This is a genomic window from Kordiimonas laminariae (assembly GCF_023008165.1).
Taxonomy (GTDB): Bacteria; Pseudomonadota; Alphaproteobacteria; order Sphingomonadales; family Kordiimonadaceae; genus Kordiimonas; species Kordiimonas laminariae.
Map to the genome: position 1 here is coordinate 34,252 of NZ_JAKQZA010000010.1, position 22,445 is coordinate 56,696.

Annotated in this window: 19 protein-coding genes; 9 read left to right on the forward strand and 10 right to left on the reverse strand. The window is 45.3% G+C overall.

Annotation, left to right across the window (positions count from 1 at the left end):
* Positions 1 to 66: 66 nt before the first annotated feature.
* The 3 genes from bamA to fabZ are packed head-to-tail and all read left to right on the forward strand — an operon-like array spanning position 67 to position 3,774.
* Positions 67 to 2,685: an outer membrane protein assembly factor BamA gene (gene bamA, locus MF542_RS16315; protein ID WP_247021419.1), complete on the forward strand. Its 2,619-nt coding sequence runs from the start codon at positions 67 to 69 to the stop codon at positions 2,683 to 2,685.
* Positions 2,686 to 2,715: 30 nt separating this feature from the next.
* Positions 2,716 to 3,303 carry an OmpH/Skp family outer membrane protein gene (locus tag MF542_RS16320; protein ID WP_247021421.1) on the forward strand — a complete coding sequence of 196 codons (588 nt, stop codon included), beginning with the start codon at positions 2,716 to 2,718 and terminating at the stop codon, positions 3,301 to 3,303.
* 27 nt (positions 3,304 to 3,330) lie between these two features.
* The gene (gene fabZ, locus MF542_RS16325; RefSeq protein ID WP_247021423.1) at positions 3,331 to 3,774 is read left to right on the forward strand and encodes a 3-hydroxyacyl-ACP dehydratase FabZ; all 444 of its coding nucleotides are present in this window, start codon (positions 3,331 to 3,333) and stop codon (positions 3,772 to 3,774) included.
* Positions 3,775 to 3,914: 140 nt separating this feature from the next.
* Here fabZ and MF542_RS16330 read toward each other — a convergent pair whose 3' ends face one another.
* Positions 3,915 to 5,201, reverse strand: a complete 1,287-nt coding sequence (locus tag MF542_RS16330) for a citrate synthase (protein ID WP_247021425.1) — start codon at positions 5,199 to 5,201, stop codon at positions 3,915 to 3,917.
* 51 nt (positions 5,202 to 5,252) lie between these two features.
* The gene (gene gltX / locus MF542_RS16335) at positions 5,253 to 6,656 is read right to left on the reverse strand and encodes a glutamate--tRNA ligase (protein ID WP_281501753.1); all 1,404 of its coding nucleotides are present in this window, start codon (positions 6,654 to 6,656) and stop codon (positions 5,253 to 5,255) included.
* Between the two features lie 223 nt (positions 6,657 to 6,879).
* Between gltX and MF542_RS16340 the strand changes: the two genes are divergently transcribed.
* Positions 6,880 to 8,874, forward strand: a complete 1,995-nt coding sequence (locus tag MF542_RS16340) for a ComEC/Rec2 family competence protein (RefSeq protein WP_247021429.1) — start codon at positions 6,880 to 6,882, stop codon at positions 8,872 to 8,874.
* Here the strand turns inward: MF542_RS16340 and lexA are convergent, their stop codons facing one another.
* The 6 genes from lexA to MF542_RS16370 all read right to left on the reverse strand — a co-directional run bounded on the left by lexA (position 8,875) and on the right by MF542_RS16370 (position 13,699).
* Positions 8,875 to 9,546, reverse strand: coding sequence for a transcriptional repressor LexA (lexA, locus tag MF542_RS16345; protein WP_247021431.1), 672 nt, complete (start codon positions 9,544 to 9,546; stop codon positions 8,875 to 8,877).
* A gap of 75 nt (positions 9,547 to 9,621) precedes the next feature.
* On the reverse strand, positions 9,622 to 10,815 hold the full coding sequence (locus MF542_RS16350) for a molybdopterin molybdotransferase MoeA (RefSeq protein WP_247021433.1): 1,194 nt from the start codon (positions 10,813 to 10,815) through the stop codon (positions 9,622 to 9,624).
* Entirely contained in the window at positions 10,812 to 11,288 is a 477-nt protein-coding gene (moaC, locus tag MF542_RS16355; RefSeq protein WP_247021435.1) for a cyclic pyranopterin monophosphate synthase MoaC, read from the reverse strand. The genes MF542_RS16350 and moaC overlap by 4 nt, the downstream gene beginning before the upstream one ends.
* Positions 11,285 to 12,085, reverse strand: a complete 801-nt coding sequence (gene trpC, locus MF542_RS16360; RefSeq protein ID WP_247021437.1) for an indole-3-glycerol phosphate synthase TrpC — start codon at positions 12,083 to 12,085, stop codon at positions 11,285 to 11,287. Before trpC ends, moaC begins: the two co-directional genes overlap by 4 nt.
* Positions 12,078 to 13,115 carry an anthranilate phosphoribosyltransferase gene (trpD, locus tag MF542_RS16365; protein WP_247021439.1) on the reverse strand — a complete coding sequence of 346 codons (1,038 nt, stop codon included), beginning with the start codon at positions 13,113 to 13,115 and terminating at the stop codon, positions 12,078 to 12,080. The genes trpC and trpD overlap by 8 nt, the downstream gene beginning before the upstream one ends.
* A 5-nt stretch (positions 13,116 to 13,120) precedes the next feature.
* Complete coding sequence (locus MF542_RS16370; RefSeq protein WP_247021441.1) at positions 13,121 to 13,699, reverse strand: anthranilate synthase component II; 579 nt, start codon at positions 13,697 to 13,699, stop codon at positions 13,121 to 13,123.
* A gap of 113 nt (positions 13,700 to 13,812) precedes the next feature.
* Here MF542_RS16370 and MF542_RS16375 point away from each other — a divergent pair, with 113 nt between their 5' ends.
* Positions 13,813 to 14,856: a divergent polysaccharide deacetylase family protein gene (locus MF542_RS16375; RefSeq protein ID WP_247021443.1), complete on the forward strand. Its 1,044-nt coding sequence runs from the start codon at positions 13,813 to 13,815 to the stop codon at positions 14,854 to 14,856.
* Between the two features lie 9 nt (positions 14,857 to 14,865).
* On the opposite strand, the gene trpE is transcribed toward MF542_RS16375, so the two are convergent.
* Positions 14,866 to 16,356, reverse strand: coding sequence for an anthranilate synthase component I (gene trpE / locus MF542_RS16380; protein WP_247021445.1), 1,491 nt, complete (start codon positions 16,354 to 16,356; stop codon positions 14,866 to 14,868).
* 10 nt (positions 16,357 to 16,366) lie between these two features.
* Positions 16,367 to 18,295: a SurA N-terminal domain-containing protein gene (locus MF542_RS16385; RefSeq protein ID WP_247021447.1), complete on the reverse strand. Its 1,929-nt coding sequence runs from the start codon at positions 18,293 to 18,295 to the stop codon at positions 16,367 to 16,369.
* Positions 18,296 to 18,513: 218 nt separating this feature from the next.
* On the opposite strand from MF542_RS16385, the gene tpiA reads away from it, so the two are divergent.
* The 4 genes from tpiA to MF542_RS16405 all read left to right on the forward strand — a co-directional run bounded on the left by tpiA (position 18,514) and on the right by MF542_RS16405 (position 22,339).
* On the forward strand, positions 18,514 to 19,269 hold the full coding sequence (gene tpiA / locus MF542_RS16390) for a triose-phosphate isomerase (RefSeq protein WP_247021449.1): 756 nt from the start codon (positions 18,514 to 18,516) through the stop codon (positions 19,267 to 19,269).
* 108 nt (positions 19,270 to 19,377) lie between these two features.
* On the forward strand, positions 19,378 to 19,701 hold the full coding sequence (gene secG / locus MF542_RS16395) for a preprotein translocase subunit SecG (protein ID WP_247021451.1): 324 nt from the start codon (positions 19,378 to 19,380) through the stop codon (positions 19,699 to 19,701).
* A gap of 114 nt (positions 19,702 to 19,815) precedes the next feature.
* A complete protein-coding gene (gene pyrG, locus MF542_RS16400; RefSeq protein WP_247021453.1) occupies positions 19,816 to 21,447 on the forward strand; it encodes a CTP synthase in 1,632 nt (543 codons plus the stop codon).
* A 103-nt stretch (positions 21,448 to 21,550) separates the two neighbouring features.
* A complete protein-coding gene (locus MF542_RS16405; RefSeq protein ID WP_247021455.1) occupies positions 21,551 to 22,339 on the forward strand; it encodes a hypothetical protein in 789 nt (262 codons plus the stop codon).
* The last annotated feature ends 106 nt before the right edge of the window (positions 22,340 to 22,445 follow it).

A 22,445-nucleotide genomic window follows, 5' to 3' on the forward strand; every position in this document is an offset into this window, starting at 1 on the left:
CCAATTTCTCCGCCGGGGTTCCATGAAGTATGTTGTTTGTGCCAAGAATAAGAATAGGCTGAAACGTTGCGTTTAAATATTTTGCGTTTGATACAGAGCTGTAGTTTAGCTCTGATTCTCGGGGGAGTAACACTAAGTGGGCAAGCATTTGCTCAACAACAGCCTGTTGCTCAACAACTTCCTGTTATTCGTCAGATTAGTGTATCTGGTAACGAACGGGTAGAACCTGAAACGATTGGATCTTATCTCACAGTTAAAGTTGGAGATCGTTTTGATCCTACGCAGCTTGATATCAGCCTGAAAAACCTGTTTGCTACAGGGCTGTTCTCTGACGTTGATTTCCAAGAGCAAAATGGCGCGTTGATTGTGCGGGTTGTAGAGAACCCTATCATCAACCGTGTTATCTTTGAGGGTAACAAAAAACTCGATAACGAGGAGCTTGCGGAAGAATCCCGTCTTCGTCCACGTACTGTATTTACTCGTGCGAAAGTTCGTTCTGATGTAAAGCGTATGCTGGAGCTATACCGAAATAAAGGTCGTTTCGCGGCTATCATTGAACCGAAAGTTGTTCAGTTAGAGCAAAACCGTGTGGATCTTGTTTTTGAAATTCAGGAAGGCCCCAAAACTAAGGTAAGCCGTATTAATTTCATTGGTAACAAGGTGTTTGGTGACGGTGACCTGCGTGATGTAATGGCAACGAAAGAAAGCCGTTGGTGGAAGATTTTTACATCCCACGATACATTTGACCCAGATCGTCTGGCGTATGACCAGCAAGTACTACGCAATCATTATCTGAATGAGGGTTATGCTGATTTCCGTATTGTATCAGCTGTTTCAGAGCTGACCTCGGATCGTGAAGACTTTTTCATTACGTTCTCTGTTGAAGAGGGCGAGATATACACTTTCGGTGAAATTAAGGTTGAAAGTGAAATCCGCGATATTGACACCAATCTGTTCCGGCTATTTGTTCGGATGCGTGAGGGCGGTACTTATAACGCCGAAGCGATTGAGCAATCTATCGAATCTCTTACAGATGCAGCTGGTCGCCTTGGTTATGCTTTTGTAGATATTCGCCCGCAAATTAATCGTAGCCGCGCTGATCGTACGATTTCTATCACATTTAAAATTCTTGATGCACCTAGAGTGTATGTTGAGCGGATTAACGTGCATGGTAACGTAACTACTCTCGATAGGGTAATTCGCCGTGAGTTTCGCCTGCAGGAGGGCGATGCCTTCAACTCAGCTCGTGTGACACGTTCAGAAAATCGTTTGAAACGCCTGAACTTCTTCCGTGATGCGACGATTGAACGTTCTCAAGGCTCTAAGCCAGATCGTATTGTCCTTGATGTTAATGTAGAAGAACAAGCCACTGGTGAACTTAACGTTGGCGCCGGTTTCTCAAGTATTGAAAACTTTATTTTTGACTTCTCTATTCGTCAAAGAAACCTATTTGGTAAGGGGCAAGACCTTCGCCTTGGACTGCGGCTTTCAAGCCGGAGCCAAGAGATTGACCTAGGCTTTACCGAACCTTACTTCTTGGGGCGTAGAATCAGTGCAGGTTTTGATATCTTTGCCCGTAGATTTGATAACTCAAGATTTGGTGCAGCGTTTAACCAGGATTCTATTGGTTTCTCACTTCGTGCTGGTATGGCTATCAACGAGTTTTGGACACTTTCCACCCGCTACACTCTACGTAGAGATAATGTAGATTTGGTAGACTCGTTTGTTACCAACAATAATAACAATGGTATCTTCGATACCTTTTTCTCTGGAATTCAGAACGAGTTTGCAAACGCTGATGCCATTGAGCGTCAAGAGCTTCTCGATCTTTATGATACGAACCAATCAAATACTATTGAGATTGAAGATTTCAGTGCGGACGGGCTGTCTACACCAACGACAGAGGAACTAGCTCGCGCGGTACCTACGCTATCTCGTGCTTTCATTGATAGTTTGGGCTCACGTTTCCAATCTATCATTGGCTATTCCGTTGGTTTCGATACGCGTAACCATATCATTAGACCGACACGTGGTAGCTCGTTCTACTTCCACCAGGATTTCGCTGGTTTGGGCGGGGATGTACGTTACTTAAGAAACCGGGTAAACTTCGATAATTACTGGACACCATGGCAGGGCTGGACCTTCCGTCTGGGTGGTGAAGGTGGTTTCATCACTGGTCTTGGTCAAACAGTTCGTGTGAATGATAAATTCTATATTGGTGGCCCGCGTATTCGTGGTTTCGATAACTCTGGTATTGGCCCAAGAAACTTCAATGGTGGTAATGCCAATACTGCATCGTCACTTGGTGGTACTGCATTCTATATTGGCCGAGGGGAACTATTCTTCCCGCTGGGTGATCTAGCACTAGAAAGTGGTATCAATGCGTCAGCCTTTATTGATGTAGGGTCGTTGTTCAGAGCACAAGAAGAGCTAGCGGAATGTACGTTCTCGCGTGCTGACTTTGAGGCTTTCCAGCTTGCTCGCGAACAAGATCCAACAGTAACATTTGGTCAAGATACAGTTTGTCTGTCTGGTAATTCACCATCACCACGTATTTCTATTGGTGTAGGTGTTTCCTGGCAGTCGCCTTTTGGTCCGTTCCGAATTGATTTAGCTAAGACAATTAAGCAGCAACTTGGTGACAGACCACAAACACTACAGTTTAACGTTGGTACAACGTTCTAATAAGCTCATAGGGAAAATGGGAATAATAAGATGACATTCATCAAAACACTAAAACTTGCAGTTCTTGGAGCTATTACAGCCGCTGGACTAACCGTAGCGGCGACTGCACAAACATTTATCATTGATAATGAGCGTGTTGAAAAAGATGCCGCTGCATATAAAGATTTCAACCTACAGACAACTGATCTTCGTCAGAATATTCTACAGTTGCGTCAATATATTTCACGTGGTGGTGCTGCTGAACAGCAGATGGCTGAACTGGAAAAGCAAAAGGCAATTATCGGTAACGATAAGTATGAAGAAGAAAAGAAGAAAATTGAGCAAACATATGTAGCCGCTCAACAGAACCTTCAGGCGTATGAGTATCTATTTGATCAGGTTCGTCAAGAAGCTCTTGTTCAGGTTGAACGAGCACGTCAGCCTGTTATTCGTCAGATTTTAAAGGATCGTAAAGCGCAGTTGATTTTGCCTAAGCGCCTCGTTCTAGGTAGCGCTCCAGGTCTTGATGTAACGACAGAGTTTATTGAGCTGCTTGATGCAGAGCTACCATCTGTTACACTAACAAAATTGCCACCAAAGCAAGCGCCGACAACTACGCCTGCACCAGCGCAGCAGTAATCTCTAATTTAGGGTAGAGTGTAAGCAATGGAATTCGATATTGCTAAAATTATGGAAGCGATACCTCATAGGTATCCCTTCCTTTTGGTTGATAAGATCATTGATGTAGTGCCTGGTGAAAGCGCTGTAGGCATTAAGAATGTTACTATCAATGAAAACTTTTTTCAGGGGCACTTTCCGCAGAAACCAGTTATGCCAGGCGTTCTTATTTTAGAAGCGATGGCACAGACAGCTGGTGTTATTGCGATCGATGTACTTGGAGATGATGCTAAAGGTAAGGTGGTTTACTTTATGGGTATTGATGGTGTGAAATTCCGTCGCCCAGTTGGACCAGGTGATCAATTGCACCTTAAGCTTAACAAGACCCGTGGCGGACCTGGAAAAAGCGTTTGGAAGTTTGATGCAGTAGCTGAGGTTGAAGGCGATGTAGCTGCAACAGCTAGTCTAACAGCGATGCTTTCTGCTGAATAAGCTTTACAAAAATGAACTGTTTTAAAAGCCCGGCATTTGCTGGGCTTTTTTGTTGCTTTAGTATTCTTGGTGTGAACAGTAGAAATAAAAAAAGGGCTGGAAAACCAGCCCCTCTAATTTGATTGAATGCTCTATGTAGCTTAACGTTTATCAACTGGAACATAGTCACGCTTTGGAGCGCCAGTGAATAGCTGACGAGGGCGGCCAATCTTCTGTGTTGGGTCCTCAATCATTTCGTTCCACTGTGAAATCCAGCCAGATGTGCGCGCCAGAGCAAACAGCACAGTAAACATGCTGGTTGGGAAGCCCATAGCTTTCAGGATGATGCCTGAGTAGAAGTCTACATTCGGGTAAAGCTTCTTCTCAACGAAGTATGGATCTTCAAGAGCGATTTTCTCAAGCTCCATAGCAACATCGAAGAGAGGATCATCAACGCCAAGTTCTTCAAGCACTTTGTGTGCTGTTTCACGCATTACAGTTGCACGCGGGTCAAAGTTCTTATAAACGCGGTGACCAAAGCCCATTAGACGGAATGGGTCCGCTTTATCTTTCGCGCGGGCAATGAATTCAGGAATACGGTCTACTGTGCCGATTTCTTCAAGCATGTTCAGGCATGCTTCGTTAGCGCCACCGTGAGCAGGGCCCCATAGACATGCAATACCAGCAGCAATACATGCGAACGGGTTCGCACCAGAGGAACCTGCTAGACGTACCGTAGATGTTGAAGCATTCTGTTCGTGGTCAGCATGCAGGATAAAGATAAGATCCATTGCTTTCTCAAGCGTTGGGCTCACTTTATATTCCGCAGCAGGAACGGAGAACATCATCTTCAGGAAGTTACCAGCGTATGAAAGATCATTCTCTGGGTAAACAAATGGCTGACCAACAGAATATTTATAAGCCATTGCAGCAATTGTTGGGATTTTTGCAATTAAGCGGTAGCTGGCAACCATACGCTGATGAGGATCATCAATGTCAGTGCTGTCATGATAGAAAGCAGCAAGAGCACCAACAACACCAACCATAATAGCCATTGGGTGTGCGTCACGGCGGAAGCCGCTGAAGAAGCGGTGAAGCTGCTCGTGCACCATAGTGTGGTGTGTAATATCGTGCTCGAACTTTGCTTTTTCTTCTTTAGTCGGAAGCTCACCAAAGAGAAGCAGATAGCAAACTTCCATATAGTCGCTGTGTTCTGCTAGTTGCTCAATTGGATAACCACGGTACTGAAGCTCACCTTTGTTACCATCGATGTAGGTAATTTTAGATTCGCAGCTTGCCGTAGAGGTGAACCCCGGGTCAAAAGTAAACATGTCTGACTGAGCATACAGTTTACGGATATCAATGACCTTCGGACCCACTGACCCTTCCATAACCGGTAGATCAACGTCTAGCCCTTCGCCGGTTAGCTTGAGAGTGTCATTTGACATGGTCCTTACTCCTTCATAAAAATTAACAACTCGCCCGGAGGCAAATTGGGGTTACGCAGCAACCACATCGCGCAAACGCGCAACAGTTTCTTCCTGGCCCAAAATTTCCAGGGTTTCAGCAAGATCACCTGACTGTTTTCCTCCAGTCACGGCAGCTCTTACAGGTTGCATTACTTTACCCAGTTTTAGTTCTTCTGCCTCAGCAAAAGAAACGATTGCAGCTTTGATATCATCAGCATTCCACTGTGACACCTTCTCTAAAACAGGTGTTAGCGAGCCAAGCATTGGCACTGTGTCGCCAGAAAGTTGCTTCGCTGCTTTGTCTGTCAGACTTAGCGGACGAGTGTTACAGAAAAGAGAAGCCCCTTCATGTAGGTCCGGTAGTCTTTTTGCTCTTTCTGCAAGGCTTGGGAGCGCTTTGGTTACGCGCTCAACTTCAGTTGCATCAAGGGCATGTCCCACTTGTTCTTCTAGGTCGGATTGCACATAAGGCAAGAGTTCTGACCCATTTAATTCTTTCATATAGTAGCTGTTCACAAAGTCCAACTTGTCAAAGTCGAAGCGAGAAGGGCTTTTGCCTACATTCTCAAGTGTAAACCACTCAATTGCTTTTGCAGTTGGGATGATTTCTTCGTCACCATGGCTCCAGCCAAGGCGCAGCAGATAATTACGCATCGCTTCTGGTAGGAAGCCCATCTCTTCATAACCTTCCACTCCCAGTGCACCATGCCGTTTTGACAGTTTCTTACCGTCAGGGCCGTGGATAAGCGGAATATGAGCGTATGTAGGAATATCCCATTCCAGTGCTTTATAGATAGGGATCTGGCGGAATGCATTATTGAGATGATCATCACCACGTACAACGTGGGTTACTCCCATATCATGGTCATCTACTACCACAGCCAACATATAGGTTGGCGTGCCGTCTGAACGCATGATAATCATGTCATCTAGTTCCGCGTTCTGAACTTCTACGCGCCCTTGAACTTGATCATCAATGGCGTGAGAACCTTCGCGTGGCATCTTGATACGAATTGAATACGGTGTATTCGCAGGCGCTTGATCTTGCTTTTCGCGCCACATGTCTCCACGGAAAGGTTTACCTTCAGCACGAGCAGCGTCGCGAAGCTCAGCTGTTTCTTCTGGTGAAGAGAAACATTTATATGCATGACCACTAGCGAGCATGGCTTCCGCAACTTCACGGTGGCGGTCGGCACGGTCAAACTGGCTGATGGCGTCGCCATCCCAGTCCAATCCCATCCATTTCATACCATTTAATATCGCTTCAATCGCTTCGTCTGTTGAACGTTTGCGGTCTGTATCTTCAATTCTTAGAAGAAATTTACCATTATTCGCACGGGCAAGAAGCCAATTATATAGTGCAGTACGAGCACCACCGATGTGAAGAAAACCAGTCGGGGAGGGTGCGAAACGCGTTACAACAGTTTCGGGCATGTTTTTAGTCACGCTCAGAGCCTAAACCTTTTTAAATTTACAAAATGTCAGCAGAAATACGGGGGAGCTGACGTCCAAGATTTGTGAGGCTTGTAACATATGTTTTTCCAGAACACAAATGTGCAGTGCAGCAAAATACGCCCAGATTTTGTTAAAAAGCTCGCATAAGATGTTTAATGCGTTATTAAAATGAATAGCTTTTCTGTTTTTAGAGGCGGTTTTATTGAACTTAAGCAGGTTTGAAACGTATGTGCACCCAGAATGGCGGCTAATTGTCGCTGCCATGATGCTTGGGGCAGCCTGTTACCTTCCTATTGGCGGCAATATTACGCAGTATCACGTTATCTTTATCGGCATTCTGGTTCTCGTGATGCAGCTCCTGAAGCAAATATATCTAGCCGGGCTATTGCTGATTGTTATGTTGGGTTTGCTGAATAGCCAGGTAAACGTGGAACCTAGGCTTAATGATACCCTGATAAAAGATGGTAAGTTTTATAATCTTGTCGGCACTGCAATTCAGGTGGAAGAAAGGGTAGATAGTAGCCTTCGTCTTACTATAGAAAATGATAGCCCTCAATTTGTTGCAAGGGTCACTATTCGGAATGGTAAAACTATCTCAATCAAACAGGGGCAGCGCCTAAAAATCTCGGCTATTTTATCGAGGCCAACAGGCCCGGCTGTTCCATACGGTTATAATTTTTCCAGAGACGCCTTCTTTAAAGGGATTGATGCACAAGGCTTTGCTGTTTCTCCAGTGCAGATAGACGATACTATCAACGCGAAGTACAGTATAGATGCTTTCAGACAACAAACAGCCAAGTTACTCTATGAGAGTGTAGGAGGGCAAAATGGTGCTGTTGCTGCAGCACTTTTAGTAGGCGAGAAATCATATCTGTCTGAAGAGACTAAAGAGAATTTAAGGAAGGCAGGGTTGGCGCATTTGCTTGCAATCTCTGGCTTACATATAGGCCTAGTTGCAGCTATTGGTTTCTTTGTTTTTGAGTATATTTTTGCCCTTATTCCGGCATTGGCTTTTCGTGTTATGCCTCGGAAGCTTGCGGTGCTTCCTACCTTCCTGCTTGTTGTTATATATCTAATGATAAGCGGTGCGAGTGTTGCCACCATTCGTGCTGTCATCATGATATCGGTGGCAATGATGGCATTATTAACTGATCGCCGCGTAATTTCACTGAGAAGTGTGGCCATAGCTGCAATAGTCATCCTGCTTATCTGGCCAGAGAATATAGTTAGTATCAGTTTTCAACTTTCTTTTGCAGCAACTGCTTCGCTGGTTGCCTTTTACGAATGGTTTTCCCGTTCTGAACTTTGGCGAAGATGGCAAAGCCAACAGAATTTATGGCGAAAGCTTCTTACGGCTGTCTTTGCCGTAATGCTAACAAGTCTGATTTCCCAGATGGGTATTTTACCATTTGCCTTGTATCATTTTCAGGAAATCTCAGTAATTGCGCTAATATCTAATGTGCTTGTCTTGCCACTTGTTTCATTTCTTGTAATGCCACTATTGCTGTGTGTCTTGGTGGGGTGGACGCTGTTTGGAATAATGGCGTTTACCATTCCGCTTGGTCTATCTATTGGGGTTATTCGCGATATCGCTGCATGGTCTGCTTCTTTTAGTTGGGCTACAGCACAAACCTATCAGCTTACAGATATAGGGTTCGTAATCTTAACTTTGATTTTTATGGGAATGCTTTTAGTGAGAGAACCTAGAGTATTTTTCGCTTTGCTCATTGTAGTGCCTGGCGTCTTTTTACTCAGTTTTCGCAAACCTGTAGATATACTTATAGATAGAAACGCCAGTTTTATTGCCGTACACGATAATGATAAGATGGCTATTTCGTCTAAATATAGAGATAATTTCAGAAACAAGATTTGGTTGAAATATTGGGCCACATCTAAAGATGATATCGTTCAATTAAAACGTAGCTGTGATCAAGATGCATGCCTTTATGAGCTTAAAGGTGATAGGTACTTGGGTATTATAAAGATGATTGATGCAGTTAGACCAGTTTGCAATATTGCCGATATCATCATAATACCAACTAAATACAAAAGGCTTTGTAGAACAAGTGCATTAATTATAACCAATACCGACTTACAAAAAAGAGGCCCGTTGGGCCTCTCTTATCGAGAAAATTCAACAACTCCCGTTATGAAATGGAGCGTATCCGAACATCAAACCAAGCCTTGGAAAGAATGATTAATGATACTGTCGCATCAGGCTGACAAGTCTGCCTTGAACCTGTACGCGATCTGCTGAATATACTTGGGTCTCATAATCACGGTTCGCAGGAATAAGAGCTACATCCCTGCCTTGTCGTTGAATGGTTTTAAGTGTTGCTTCTTCGCGATCAACAAGAGCTACAACCACTTCGCCATCACGGGCTGTATCGGCACTTTCAATAATAATAGTATCACCATCCATAATGCCCATCTCAATCATAGAATCACCAGATACTTCAAGTGCATAGCAATTGCCACGGCCAATCATGCCTGCAGGCACGGAAACAAAGCTATCCTGATTTTCAAGCGCTTCAATAGGGGTACCAGCAGCAATGCGGCCATGCATTGGAATATCAAGGGTTTCAGGCTCTGATGGTGCAGGGGGCGCTTTACCAAAATTACCCGCCACTACATTAGAAGGCGTCTCTTGCTGGCCTTCTGGCATCTTGAGAATTTCAAGTGCACGAGCTCGGTTTGCCATACGGCGAATGAAGCCTCGTTCTTCAAGAGCGTTAATCAAACGGTGAACACCGGATTTGGATTTAAGGCCAAGCGCGTCTTTCATTTCATCAAAGGACGGAGAAACGCCTGCCTCTGCGAGTTTGTCCGAAATAAAGAGCAAAAGCTGATGCTGTTTTGCTGTAAGCATGCTTGGTCTCCAACCATTTTGTTTTCTATATGTTCTCTTTTAGTTCACCTTTTGGTTGGCGTCAAGAACATTAGATTAAAACGGCAGGAAGGGGACCAATTCACCAGCTTTAACGGCATCGGCATTTGGAGCCCGCACAATAAGGCCATCGGAGTTAGCTAGAACGCTGGTGTGCCCACTATCCTGAGATACTGCGGGGTCAACATGCCTGTCACCAGCTTCACCAATTAAACGAGCACGCATATAGTCTTGACGTGTACCACTAGCCGGTAGGTCTGTTGCCACTGGTAACATTACACCAGTTGGAAGGGGAGCAGGACGCCCCATCAAACGGTCAATAAGTGGGCGCAGATAGAGATAAGCGCATACAAAAGCAGATACAGGGTTTCCGGGCAGGCCCAAAACATGCTGCTTACCATTCTTGCCGTAAATAAGTGGCTTGCCTGGGCGCATTGCTACCTTCCAGAAATCAAGTGCCATGCCTTCTTCCGCGAGAGCTTGTTGCATGAAATCACGGTCACCAACAGAGGCCCCTCCAATAGTCACCAGTACATCTGCCTTCTTACCTTTTTGAAGAGCGGCCTTTAGGCTTTCGATGCTGTCACCAGCATGGCCTAAATCTAGCACTTCAGCGCCGATATCTTTTATAAAGGCATTCAGCTGCGGTGAGATACTGTTCACTGTTTGATAATCTTCAAACTTATGAGTATCTGGGCTGGCTAGTTCGTCACCTGTCGCAAGGATAGCGACGGTTGGAGCTTTATAAACCATAAGGGAACCATGTCCTGCACTCGCCGCAAGGCCAATACTCTTTGGTGTCATAAAGGTGCCAGCTTCAAGTACAATCTGTCCTTCAGAAAAGTCATATCCTTTCATGCGGATATGCTTGCCAACATTAGGGCTATCATCGGTGAATATGCCACCTTCTGCAGGGCCTGTGTTTTCCTGAATAACTACTTGGTCAGCACCGGCTGGAACAGGCGCACCAGTAAATATACGAACAGTTTCACCTTTTCTTACGGTGCCTTTGAAAGGCTCCCCAGCGGCGCTTGTGCCTGCAAGTTTGAACGTAACCTCAGAACCGGTGAGGTCGCTGCTGTTTACAGCATAACCATCCATTGCAGATACATCGGATGCTGGCTGAGAACGGCGTGCTTTAATTGCCCCGACAAGAACTCGGCCAGAAGCATCCTGAAGGCTTACTTTTTCTGTCGTCAACAAATCAGCAGATGTGACGATGCGTGTGAATGCTTCTTCAACAGAGATCATACCTCAGCCTCATATTTTCCTGATTTGCCACCTTCCTTTAGAAGAAGGCGGGTGCCGCTAATAACCATAGCTTTATCAACCGCTTTAGCCATATCATAAAGGGTAAGGGCAGCCACGCTTGAAGCGGTCAAAGCTTCCATTTCAACGCCGGTCTGTCCTGATACTTTCACACGGCTTTCTATGCGAATTTGTGTATCGCCAACAGGTTCTATCTCAACCTTCACACTCGTGATGGGAAGAGGGTGGCAGAGTGGGATGAGGTCACTGGTTTTCTTGGCAGCCATAATACCAGCAAGACGAACAGCAGCGATAACATCACCTTTGGGGAGGTCGCCACCCAAGATCAGCTTTTGGGTTTCTGCTTCCATAGTGACAAAGGTTTCAGCGATGGCAATACGGGAAGTAACAGTTTTCTCACCCACATCAACCATGTGGGCGGCGCCTTTTTCATCAATATGAGTTAACCTGCTCATGCTGCACCTTTCTGGAGGTTTCTTACTGCAGCACCAACATCATCTTGGCGCATAAAGGTTTCGCCGATAAGGAAGGTGGATGCACCTACGGCATCACACTGCGCTAGATCTTCAGTTGTACGAAGGCCTGACTCCGCTACAGCAATGCGGTCAGTCGCGTATTTAGGCGCTAAAGATAGCGTATTATCAAGCGACACTTCCATGGTTTTAAGGTTGCGATTGTTCACACCAATAAGTTTTGATTTTAACTTAAGGGCGCGATCAAGTTCTTCCTGGTTATGTACCTCTATAAGGGCATCCATACCCCATTCGTGTGCAGCTGTTTCCATTTCGGCAGCGAGGGTATCATCAAGCGCGGCCATAATAATGAGGATACAGTCTGCTCCGAGGGCGCGTGCTTCAGGAACCTGATATAGATCAACCATAAAATCCTTGCGAAGTGCAGGGATACTTACGGCGTTTCTGGCTTGAACCAGATATTGATCATCACCTTGGAAGTAAGGGATATCTGTAAGGACAGACAAACAAGCAGCACCACCTTCTTCATAAGCTTTTGCAAGTGTTGCCGGATCAAAATCATTAGGGCGGATAAGGCCTTTGGAAGGACTTGCTTTTTTGATTTCACAAATAAAACCGTATTCGCCAGCTGTTTTCTTGGCCTCTAGTGCATTGATAAAACCGCGTGGCGCAGAAGCTTCTTTTGCACGTGTTTCTTGCTCAGCTAAGCTTAGTTTAGATTTAACCGAAGCAACATGCTCGCGTTTACGGTCACAAATTTCTGCGAGAATATCAGCCATTATTGTCCTCTGGGCGGAATTTATTAGTGTAGGCAACCCACTGTTCAAGGGTTTGTAAGGCTTTACCTGAATCAACTGCATTAGCGGCGAGTTTTAAGCCCAAGGCAAAATCAGGCGCGACATCAGATACAACAAGTGCAGCGGCGGTGTTCATCAACACAATGTCCCGGTACGCTGATTTCTGGCCTGCAAGCAAATCTTTGATCGCTGCAGCGTTTACATCAGCGTCGCCGCCTTTCAGGTCTTCAATTGAAGCTGTTTCCAAACCATAATCATTTGGGTGGATGTCAAATTCAGTAATTACACCCCCTTTAAGCTCAGCTACTGATGTGGTTGTTGTGTTAGTGATTTCATCAAGGCCATCATGACCGTGAACCACCCAAACATGTTCGCTTCCAAGTTTTAATAGTACTTCAGCCATCGGGCGTAACCACTTGCGGTCAAATACACCAAGTACCTGGCGTTTCGTTTGCGCTGGGTTCGCAAGCGGGCCGAGAAGATTAAAGATTGTTCTTAGCTGTAATGAACCACGAGCAGGTGCCACATGTCGCATTGCCTTGTGATGGGCAGGGGCAAACATGAAGGCATAGTTATTTTCTTCAAGGCTTTGCTCATTAGCTGCTTTATCAAGTTCCAGATAAGCACCGAATGACATGAGAACATCAGCTGAACCGGACTTTGAAGAAACTGAACGGTTCCCGTGCTTCGCAACGATAGCGCCCGCCGCAGCTGCAACAAACGCGGAAGCGGTTGAGATATTATAGGTACCGTGGCCGTCACCACCGGTGCCGCATGTATCAACGGATAATAGAGGAGCCTCCAGCTTTTCAGCTTTGGCTCTGAGCACTTTTGCTCCGCCAACGATTTCGTCTACGGTCTCGCCGCGCACACGTAGAGCCATAATGAAAGCAGCCATTTGTGCAAGGTCGGCGTTGCCAGACATGATTGTATCGAATGCTGCCGTACTTTCTTCTACTGATAACCTGTGGCCATCAGCGAGTTGAGCAAGTATGGGACGAAGATCTGCCATAAGGATCAAGCCTCTGCTTTACAGATATCAAGGAAGTTCTTGAGTAGTGTATGCCCGTGTTCAGACGCTATACTTTCCGGGTGGAACTGTACACCGTGAAGAGAATATTCTTTGTGCTGAAGCCCCATAATCAAACCATCTTCAGTTTCGGCAGTGATTTGAAGGCAATCTGGAAGCGTTTCTCTTTCTACAAGTAGGGAGTGATAGCGTGTTGCAGTGTAAGGAGATGGGATATCCTTGAAGATGCCTGTGCCGTCATGAGAAATAGGGCTTGTTTTGCCGTGCATAACATAAGGAGCGCGTTTCACTTCGCCTCCAAAAATCTGTCCAAGCGATTGATGACCAAGGCAGACCCCTAACAGTGGAGTTTTGCCTTTAACAGCATCAATCAAGGCCATGCATATACCTGCTTCATTCGGTGTGCATGGACCTGGGCTGAGGATGATGCCTTCTGGCTCTTTCTCCAGAACTTCTTCAACGGTGATCTGATCATTACGGTGCACTTCAATTTCAGCACCAAGATCGGTTAGATAATGATACAAATTGTAAGTAAAGCTGTCGTAATTATCGATCAAGATATACATTGGGATAGTCCGCTGATTCATAACAAAGTTTGGACAATGCTTTTTTCATCTGGAAAGTCAATGCCAGAGAACACTATAAGGCATAAAAATACTAAACAAAGAAGTGAGTTTCCGTGAAGTTGCAGAGTTTTTCATATATAGCCAAAATTACTTCTGTTTTCACGGATACAGAAAAACGCAGAAAACTTGGCATGATTGCTGGTTTTTTTTATGCCTGTGTAGTGCTAGCTATTGTTTATGCGATGGTTGACATCCTTCAAAATGGGCAAGAGGCCGTTGAAATTGAAGAAAAGGTTGCTCAACCAATTATAGAGCAAGCCAGCAGCTCCATTCAAATTACAGTCCCATCGTTACCTGAGGTTAAACCTGAACAAGGTTTGCCAGAGACACGGGAGGTGCCCTCAAAATCTGCCTGGCGGCAGAATGCGGCAGTTTGGACAGAGACCAATTTACCCAAAATTGCCATTGTTATTGATGATTTGGGCCTAGATGAAGAAGCCAGCATAAAACTTGCTGAACTTAAAGGACCTCTAACCCTTGCTTATTTGCCGTATGCAGAAGGATTAAAATGGCAAACGGAAGCGGTTAGAAAGGCAGGGCATGAGCTTATGGTGCACCTACCTATGCAGCCTCATAATGCAGCCGCTGATCCGGGCCCAAACGCCCTGATTGATGGTTTGGTATTACAGGAATTTGAACGTCGAATAGATTGGAATTTGCATCAATTCGAAGGATTTGTTGGTGTAAATAATCATATGGGCAGTAAGCTTACTGAAGATCCGGCTCTCATGGTTCGCGTTATGGCGCATCTTCAAAATGGTGGTTGGGTGTTTTTAGATAGCCTCACATCACCAAAAACAGTAGCAGAAAGAGCTGCAAAAGCGAGTGGCGTACCTACGATTGCCCGTGATGTTTTCCTGGATAACGATAGAGATGAACAGTTAATCTGGGAACAGATGCTGAGAGCTGAACGTATCGCTAAACATAGAGGATATGCTGTGGTTATTGGTCATCCATATCCTGAAACCATGGCTGTATTAAAACGGTGGACGGCAGATATTGAACAGCGAGGAATTGCGCTGGTGCCAGTCAGCCAGTTGATAGCTGAAAAAGAAGGTGTCGCGCATCTAGCGGACACCTCCACAAAATTTAATTAGTGTTTATTTTTAGCCGCGATTGGAGCGAGCAAACCTGATAGCTTCTTTTGCAGCTACTACCAGTGCACGCGCTTTATTATGGCATTCTTGATATTCAGATTCAGGATCACTGTCTGCTACAACACCAGCGCCTGCTTGCACATGCATTTTGCCGTCTTTTACAACTGCCGTTCTAAGAACAATACATGTGTCCATCATGCCGTTGGCGCTAAAGTAACCAACACTGCCGGCGTAGGGGCCTCGAGCATCAACTTCAAGCTCGTCAATGATTTCCATGGCACGAACTTTTGGTGCGCCTGAAACTGTACCGGCAGGGAAGCCAGCAGATAGGGCATCAATTGCATCATATTTAGGGTCAAGTACACCCACCACATTGGAAACAATATGCATTACGTGAGAATAGAGTTCGATAGTGTTGCGGGAAGTTACCTCTACTGAACCAGGCTTAGAAACGCGGCCAACGTCATTACGGCCTAAATCCAGAAGCATCAAATGCTCTGAAAGTTCTTTCTGATCTGCTAGCAGGTCAGCTGCCAAAGTATCATCTTCTTCCGGCGTCATGCCGCGTTTCCGCGTGCCGGCGATGGGCCGAATGGTTACTTCCTCATCCCGTAATCTTACGAGGATTTCTGGGCTTGAACCTACAATTGCGAAATCATCAAAAGCCAGATGATACATAAATGGTGATGGATTTGTTCTACGGAGTGCACGGTATAGTGCAAATGGAGGCAACTCAAACGGCATGGTAAAACGCTGGCTGAGAACTACCTGAAATATATCACCTGCTAGAATATATTCCTGAGCCTTCGCTACCATTTCATGGAATTGATCTCGGCTGGTATTAGAAACAGCGTCTTGTTCAGAAATGTCAGCACCATTTGCCATGAGAGGAAGTGGTGCATCAAGGCGGTCCAACATTGCATCAATACGTGCTTCCGCTCGTGCTAATGCCTCATCCGCGGAAATACCATTTTTCGGGCGTACCGGTGTAACTAACGTTACAAGGTTTGTAACACTATCAAACACCGCCATAACCGTTGGGCGAACAAAGATGGAGGTAGACATACCAAGTGGATCGGGTTTGGCGGTGCCGATATCTTCCATCTGGCGTACCATGTCATATCCCATATGGCCAACGAGGCCAGCGGCCATTGGGGGCAGGGGATGTGGTAGGTCAATAAGGCTTTCTGCCAAAATTTCACGTAGGCATTGAAGGGGGTGCCCTTGCATTGGTTCAAACGTGTTTTCACCCGGTTCGTCTGCATTTCTACAAACCTCAGTATCTGAGCCATCGTTTCGCCAGATAAGGTCGGGTTTAAGGCCGATAATAGAATAACGACCACGTGTTTCGCCGCCCTCTACGGATTCAAGAAGGAAGCTGTGTTTTACATTTTGGGAAAGCTTAATATAAGCAGAAACCGGTGTATCAAGATCAGCCACAAGAGTGTTGAACACTACTTGTGGCTGGCCATCATTGTATCGTTTTTTAAAATCAGACATGCCTAAACATTTACTGAATTGGTTGGTCGTTGAACAGCTGTTGTTTCAGTTGATTGTTCACAGTTGGTTTATATTCGTTGAGCAGATAAGCCTGATACTGTGCAAAAATCTCATTTGTCATCGCAGCGTTTAGCTCAGTAACAATAGCTGCTACTTGTGTAGGGCGTTCCTCAGGGTTTCCTGGGCGCACTTCATCAACTCGAACCACAACATAGCCTGCGTTACCCGCAGAGCGTTCAAAATCAATCTGACCCTTTGGTAGGTCAAAAATTAGCGTACGGATATTTTGTGAGAGGTTAGAATTAGCGTCAGCAGTACGAGCTACATTCTTAGCGTCAAAGGAAATACCGTTAAGCTCTTCAGCAACCTTGATCGCATCATCACCTTGTTCAAGACGAGCTTTCGCCTGTTCCGCTAGTTCACCAGCCTTTTCCAGTTTACGAGCCGCAATCATTGTTGTGTTGATTTCAGCTTTCATATCTTCAAAGGAGCGCTGCTCAGGAGCTTTTATCTCAGTTAATTCCGCAAGGAAGATACCTTTGTCACTATCACGAGGATCAATATCCATGATTTCTGGTTCATCGCCAAGTTCGCGTTTTGTAATGTCTGAAAGAACAGCATATTCTTCAGCGGTTGTTACAGCTGCTAAGCCGTTTTCACCCAAACCACGAGCGTCAATGTTTGTTACTTGAGCCAAGTTGAGACCAAACTTTTCTGCGAGGGCATCAAGGTTTGGTTCTTCGTCCAGTTCGATATCCAGATCTTTCTGGAAATCATACATCAAATCAATCGCGCGTTCTTTTTGGTAAGTCTCAGCGAGTTCTGCTTTTACGTCTTCAAAAGAACGGGAGTTAGCAGGAACAACTTCTGAAACTTTATAAATGCTATAGCCACCAATACCCTGGAGAGGGCGGCTTACGCCTTGGTCCGACAAAGTGAATACTTCTTCAGCGGTTGTTGGGTTATAGAATGATGCAAGGTCTTCTTTGGTAAATTCACCAAGGTTAATTTCTTCGGCAGTAAACTCTGTAACAGAGGCTCCAGCCTCAACAAAGTCTGTACCTGCGTTTACAACAGCGAGAAACGCATTGGCTGCGGCTTCATCACTAAAAGTTACTTGTTGAAGTTTGCGCTTCTCAGGCTGCACGAATTCATTAATGCGGGCATTATAATCTTGCTGAAGAGCCTCATCATTAACTTCTACATGGTCAGCAAATGTATTTGGTGTTGCAAGGATATAACGATAAGAGCGGCGCTCCGGTGTCATATATCCTGCTTTATTATCTTCATAATATTGCTGAAGCTCTTCATCTGTCGGTGCTGAAAAGTCAGTGATATCTTCAGCATTGAAGTTAATCATCGTAGCTTTACGGCGTTCTGCGCGCCAAGTGTATAGCGCTTTGGCAGCATTTGAAGTCGCCATTTTTTCATTAGTTAGACTATTGAGCAGGTAACCACGAGAAATGCCATCACGAATATCATTAAGCAGTTCTTGCTCAGTTACGCCGGCTTGACGGAGCGCTTGATCCATCAAGTCACGGTTAAAACTACCATCGGGAAGGGTAAAGGCATCAATCGCCAGAAGCTCTTTGGCTACCTGTTCATTTGTCGCGCGCATGCCCAGATCTTTCATGTGCTGCGTAACAGCAGCTTGAGCAATAAGTTGCTGCAAGACCTGATCATCAAGGCGCATCATAGTGATGATTTCATTAGAGCTAAACTGTCCACCAAACTGTTGCTGCATCGTTTGTGCACGATTTTGAACTTCGTTGAATAGACGTTGAGCGGAAACATCTGTTTCACCAACAGTTGCTACATTTTGGTTTCCAACGTTCAACATACTTGGGCCGATACCCCAGATAGCGAAGGCAGCGATCAAAAGACCAAGAAGAATTTTAATAACAATGGAATCCAACCCACCACGAAATTTGAGCAGCATTTGCCCAGCTCCTGTCGATAACATCAATATAATTTATACACTATGTGTATGCCACATAGGGCGCGCATCATAAGCATGCTTATCAAAAGCCGCAACTCTCTTAATGAGAATAACAAAAACAGTTGAATTTTAAGTGTGCTAGGGCTGGTGAAATGGGAATATATTTGTTAAGCAGCAGAAAATCATAATAACCAATAAATATATTAAGAGAGACCCCAATGACTACACCTACACCACTGGTCGCCGGAAACTGGAAGATGAACGGGCTTTCTTCCAGTTTAGCAGAATTTGAAGCGCTGGAAACTTTTGTTAAAGAACAGGCAGAAGCCTCTTGTGAGTTATTGATTTGTCCACCATTTACGCTTGTAGCGGCTATGGCCGTAAAAGCTGGAGGAAATGTGAAGGTTGGTGCTCAGGATTGCCATTTTAATAAATCTGGTGCTCATACAGGTGATATCTCTGCTGAAATGTTGAAGGACATTGGTGCTGAGTATATTATTGTTGGTCACTCTGAGCGCCGTGCAGATCACGAAGAAACCAGTGATACGATTAATGCGAAAGCTGCAGCTATTCATGGCGAAGGTCTTTCGGCTATTGTATGTGTTGGCGAAACAGAAGAAGAACGCGATGCGGGGCAAACTGAAACAGTGGTTCTTGGGCAGCTTCTGGTTTCTGTACCTGATAGCGCCGCACCAACAAATACCGTGATTGCCTATGAGCCAGTTTGGGCCATCGGTACTGGTAAAACGCCTACAGTTGCTGACGTAGCTGAAACTCATACAGCAATCCGCGGCGCTCTTGTTGAGCGATTCGGTGAAGCTGGCAAAGAGTTCCGTATTTTATATGGTGGTTCAGTTAAGCCATCAAATGCTGATGAGTTAATGGCGGCGGATAATGTAAATGGTGCCCTTGTGGGAGGCGCTAGTTTAAAGGCTTCTGACTTCAACGGTATTATTGACGCGTACAGATCGTAAAATAATACTTGGCAAGCGGGGTTGCTTTGGTTTAGAAACCCCGCTTTGAAACAGGTTGGATATTATGTATCCTGCTTTACGTCAGTTTAAATGTTTTAGGACAGGTTAATGCAAACAGTTTTGCTGAGCATCCATTTGATTGTTGCACTTGCGCTTGTAGTTACAATTCTTCTTCAGCGTTCTGAAGGTGGCGCACTTGGTATTGGCGGCGGTCAAGGTGGTATGATGACTGCGCGTGGCGCGGGCGATCTGTTGACTAAAACAACAAAATGGTTGGCAATCGTATTTTTAGCAAATTCACTACTTCTTGGCTGGTATGCAGCTAATAAGCAAAGTGAAGCTGATGCGGTGGTGGAAGCGGCTGAAGAACAGCCGGTTGAAAAACCAGCTGACCAACTCCCTGAAATACCTACCGTTCCAAACGGCGGGTAAGACAAAGAGACTTTAAAGCGGGGGCCAAGAGCCCCCGTTTCTCTTTTTGTAGAAGCGTAATTCATCTGTCTGCCAGTGCTTGGCGGACATAAAGTGTTGTTTAAGAGAGGCGATATGACACGCTATATTTTCATTACTGGTGGTGTGGTAAGTTCACTTGGAAAAGGTTTGCTTTCTGCATCTTTGGGCGCGTTGCTTCAAGCACGTGGTTATTCCGTTCGTTTGCGTAAGCTGGATCCGTATCTGAACGTTGATCCAGGAACAATGAGCCCATACCAGCACGGTGAAGTATTTGTAACTGATGATGGCGCAGAAACCGACCTTGATCTTGGCCACTATGAGCGTTTCACTGGCGTTGCCTCACGCCAGAGCGATAATGTGACATCTGGCCGTATCTATTCGCAGATCATTCAAAAAGAGCGTCGTGGTGATTATCTGGGTGGTACAGTACAAGTTATCCCGCATGTAACAGATGCCATTAAGGATTTTGCCCTTGCAGAGCAGGACGGTATTGATTTCATGCTTTGTGAAATTGGCGGTACCGCGGGTGATATCGAAGCAGCTCCATTTATGGAAGCTATTCGTCAGCTATCTATTGAACTTGGTCGTGGCCGTTCAATTTTCACACACCTAACACTTGTGCCTTATCTTGCTGCGGCGGGTGAGTTGAAAACTAAACCTACACAGCATAGTGTGCGGGACCTTCGTTCTATTGGTATCCAGCCAGATATTCTCGTTTGTCGTTCTGAGCATCCGATCCCGGATAGCGACCGTCGTAAGATGTCACTTTACTGCAACGTAGCAGAAACAGCCGTTATTCCAGCGCTTGACGTAAGCACAATCTATGAAGTGCCGATCTCTTACCATAAAGAAGGTCTTGATAATGAAGTATTAAAGGCTTTTGGTCTCGCGCATTCAGAAAAACCAGATCTATCTCGTTGGGAAGATATTGTTGACCGTATCAAAAAGCCTGAAGGTGAGGTAACGGTTGCTGTTGTTGGAAAATATACCGGCCTGCCAGATGCTTATAAGTCACTAAACGAAGCGATTATCCACGGCGGTATCGCAAATCGTGTGAAAGTAAATATCAAGTGGTTCGAATCTGAAATCTTCGAAAGTGAAGATGCGATGGAAAAACTTGAGAATGTGAACGCTATCCTTGTGCCAGGCGGTTTTGGTAAGCGTGGAACAGAGGGTAAAATCGCAGCTGCTAAATTCGCACGTGAGCACAATGTACCTTACTTTGGTATTTGTCTGGGTATGCAGATGGCAACTGTTGAAGCAGCGCGTAATATGGCGGGTGTAAAAGATGCCGGTTCTACAGAGTTTGGCGAACAAGCTAATCCGCTAGTAGGCTTAATCACTGAGTGGGTGCGTGAAGACGGTAGTGTTGAGCAGCGTACCGAAGACACAGATCTTGGCGGCACAATGCGCCTTGGTGCATATCCTGCTGTTCTGAAAGAAGGCTCTAAGGTAGCTGAGATTTACGGCAAAACTGAAATTGAGGAACGTCACCGTCACCGCTACGAGGTGAATATTGGTTATGTTACGCAGTTAGAAGAAGCAGGCGTGCTATTTTCGGGTATGTCACCGGATGGTGAACTTCCTGAAATTATCGAGCTTCCGGATCATCCTTGGTATATTGGCGTACAGTTCCACCCTGAACTTAAGTCGAAACCATTTGATCCGCATCCGCTATTTGCAAGCTTCATTGAAGCAGCACTAAAGCAGAGCCGTCTGGTTTAAGTATTAAGACAAAATTATTTCTTTAAAAGGAGGCTTTTAGGCCTCCTTTTTGCATTATAAAGCCTAGGTTCCTATGATAGCGATATCTACAGAGGGTAAAAGAATGCTGAGATTAGTTGTTGCGATATTATTGTCCATTTGCATTAGTTGGGGTGTAAGTGCAGATAAAGACAAAGAAAAATCTATTGAAGCATTAAATGTAGTAACTGAATTGGTTGTGCAGCATTCAGGCGAAAACAATCCTGTCACCCTGAAAAAACTATCAACCGACATTGAGCGTGCTTGGCGAGAGTTCGGCAAATATTACCCTGACGATCATATCTTGATGGCACGCTTTAGCCTGTTACGTGCAAGGAGCCTTTACGCCTCAGGTAAGCTTCAAAAGGCAGTTGCGGCTTGGCAGTTTGCACTTCAAAGTCAGCCTCCCGGGACGGAGCCATCTATTCGTATTCAACTTCTAACAGAGGCGGCTTCCGCAAGTACTGAAGCTGGCAGTTTTGAAAAGGCTGCTGAGTATTTCGCAGCTTCGCGCGCTGTAGCAGTGCAGCGAGGTAAAGAAGTTGCTCATTCTCAGCTGTATCTTCGGCTTAAGGAGTTGGATACAATCGGGCAGGGGCTGGAGTGGCGTCGTTTGAATGATGCGCTACTTGATCTCAGGAAATTCTCTCAGCAATTTGTGATATGGTCATCGCCGCGGCTTGATGCTCTTTTGGGGGAAGCCGAGCTTCGCTTCCAGCTTCAGCCTAATACGGATGAAAAACGCTTGGACCTTGCTGCTCTTAAGGCACAAATTGAGTTATCACAAAAAGGTCTTGGCGATAATATTGGCCCCATGCAGCTTGAACGGTTACGCACACTTTTCTATGCGTTAGAAGACCATTGGCAGCTATAACCAGTTAAATCTACACTGGATTCTTCTCAATACTTGCGATTTTGGCGGAATGTGGGTATTTAACCCGCATCTGTTTACCCCTTTTCTCTTTTGAGCATTAAGGAAA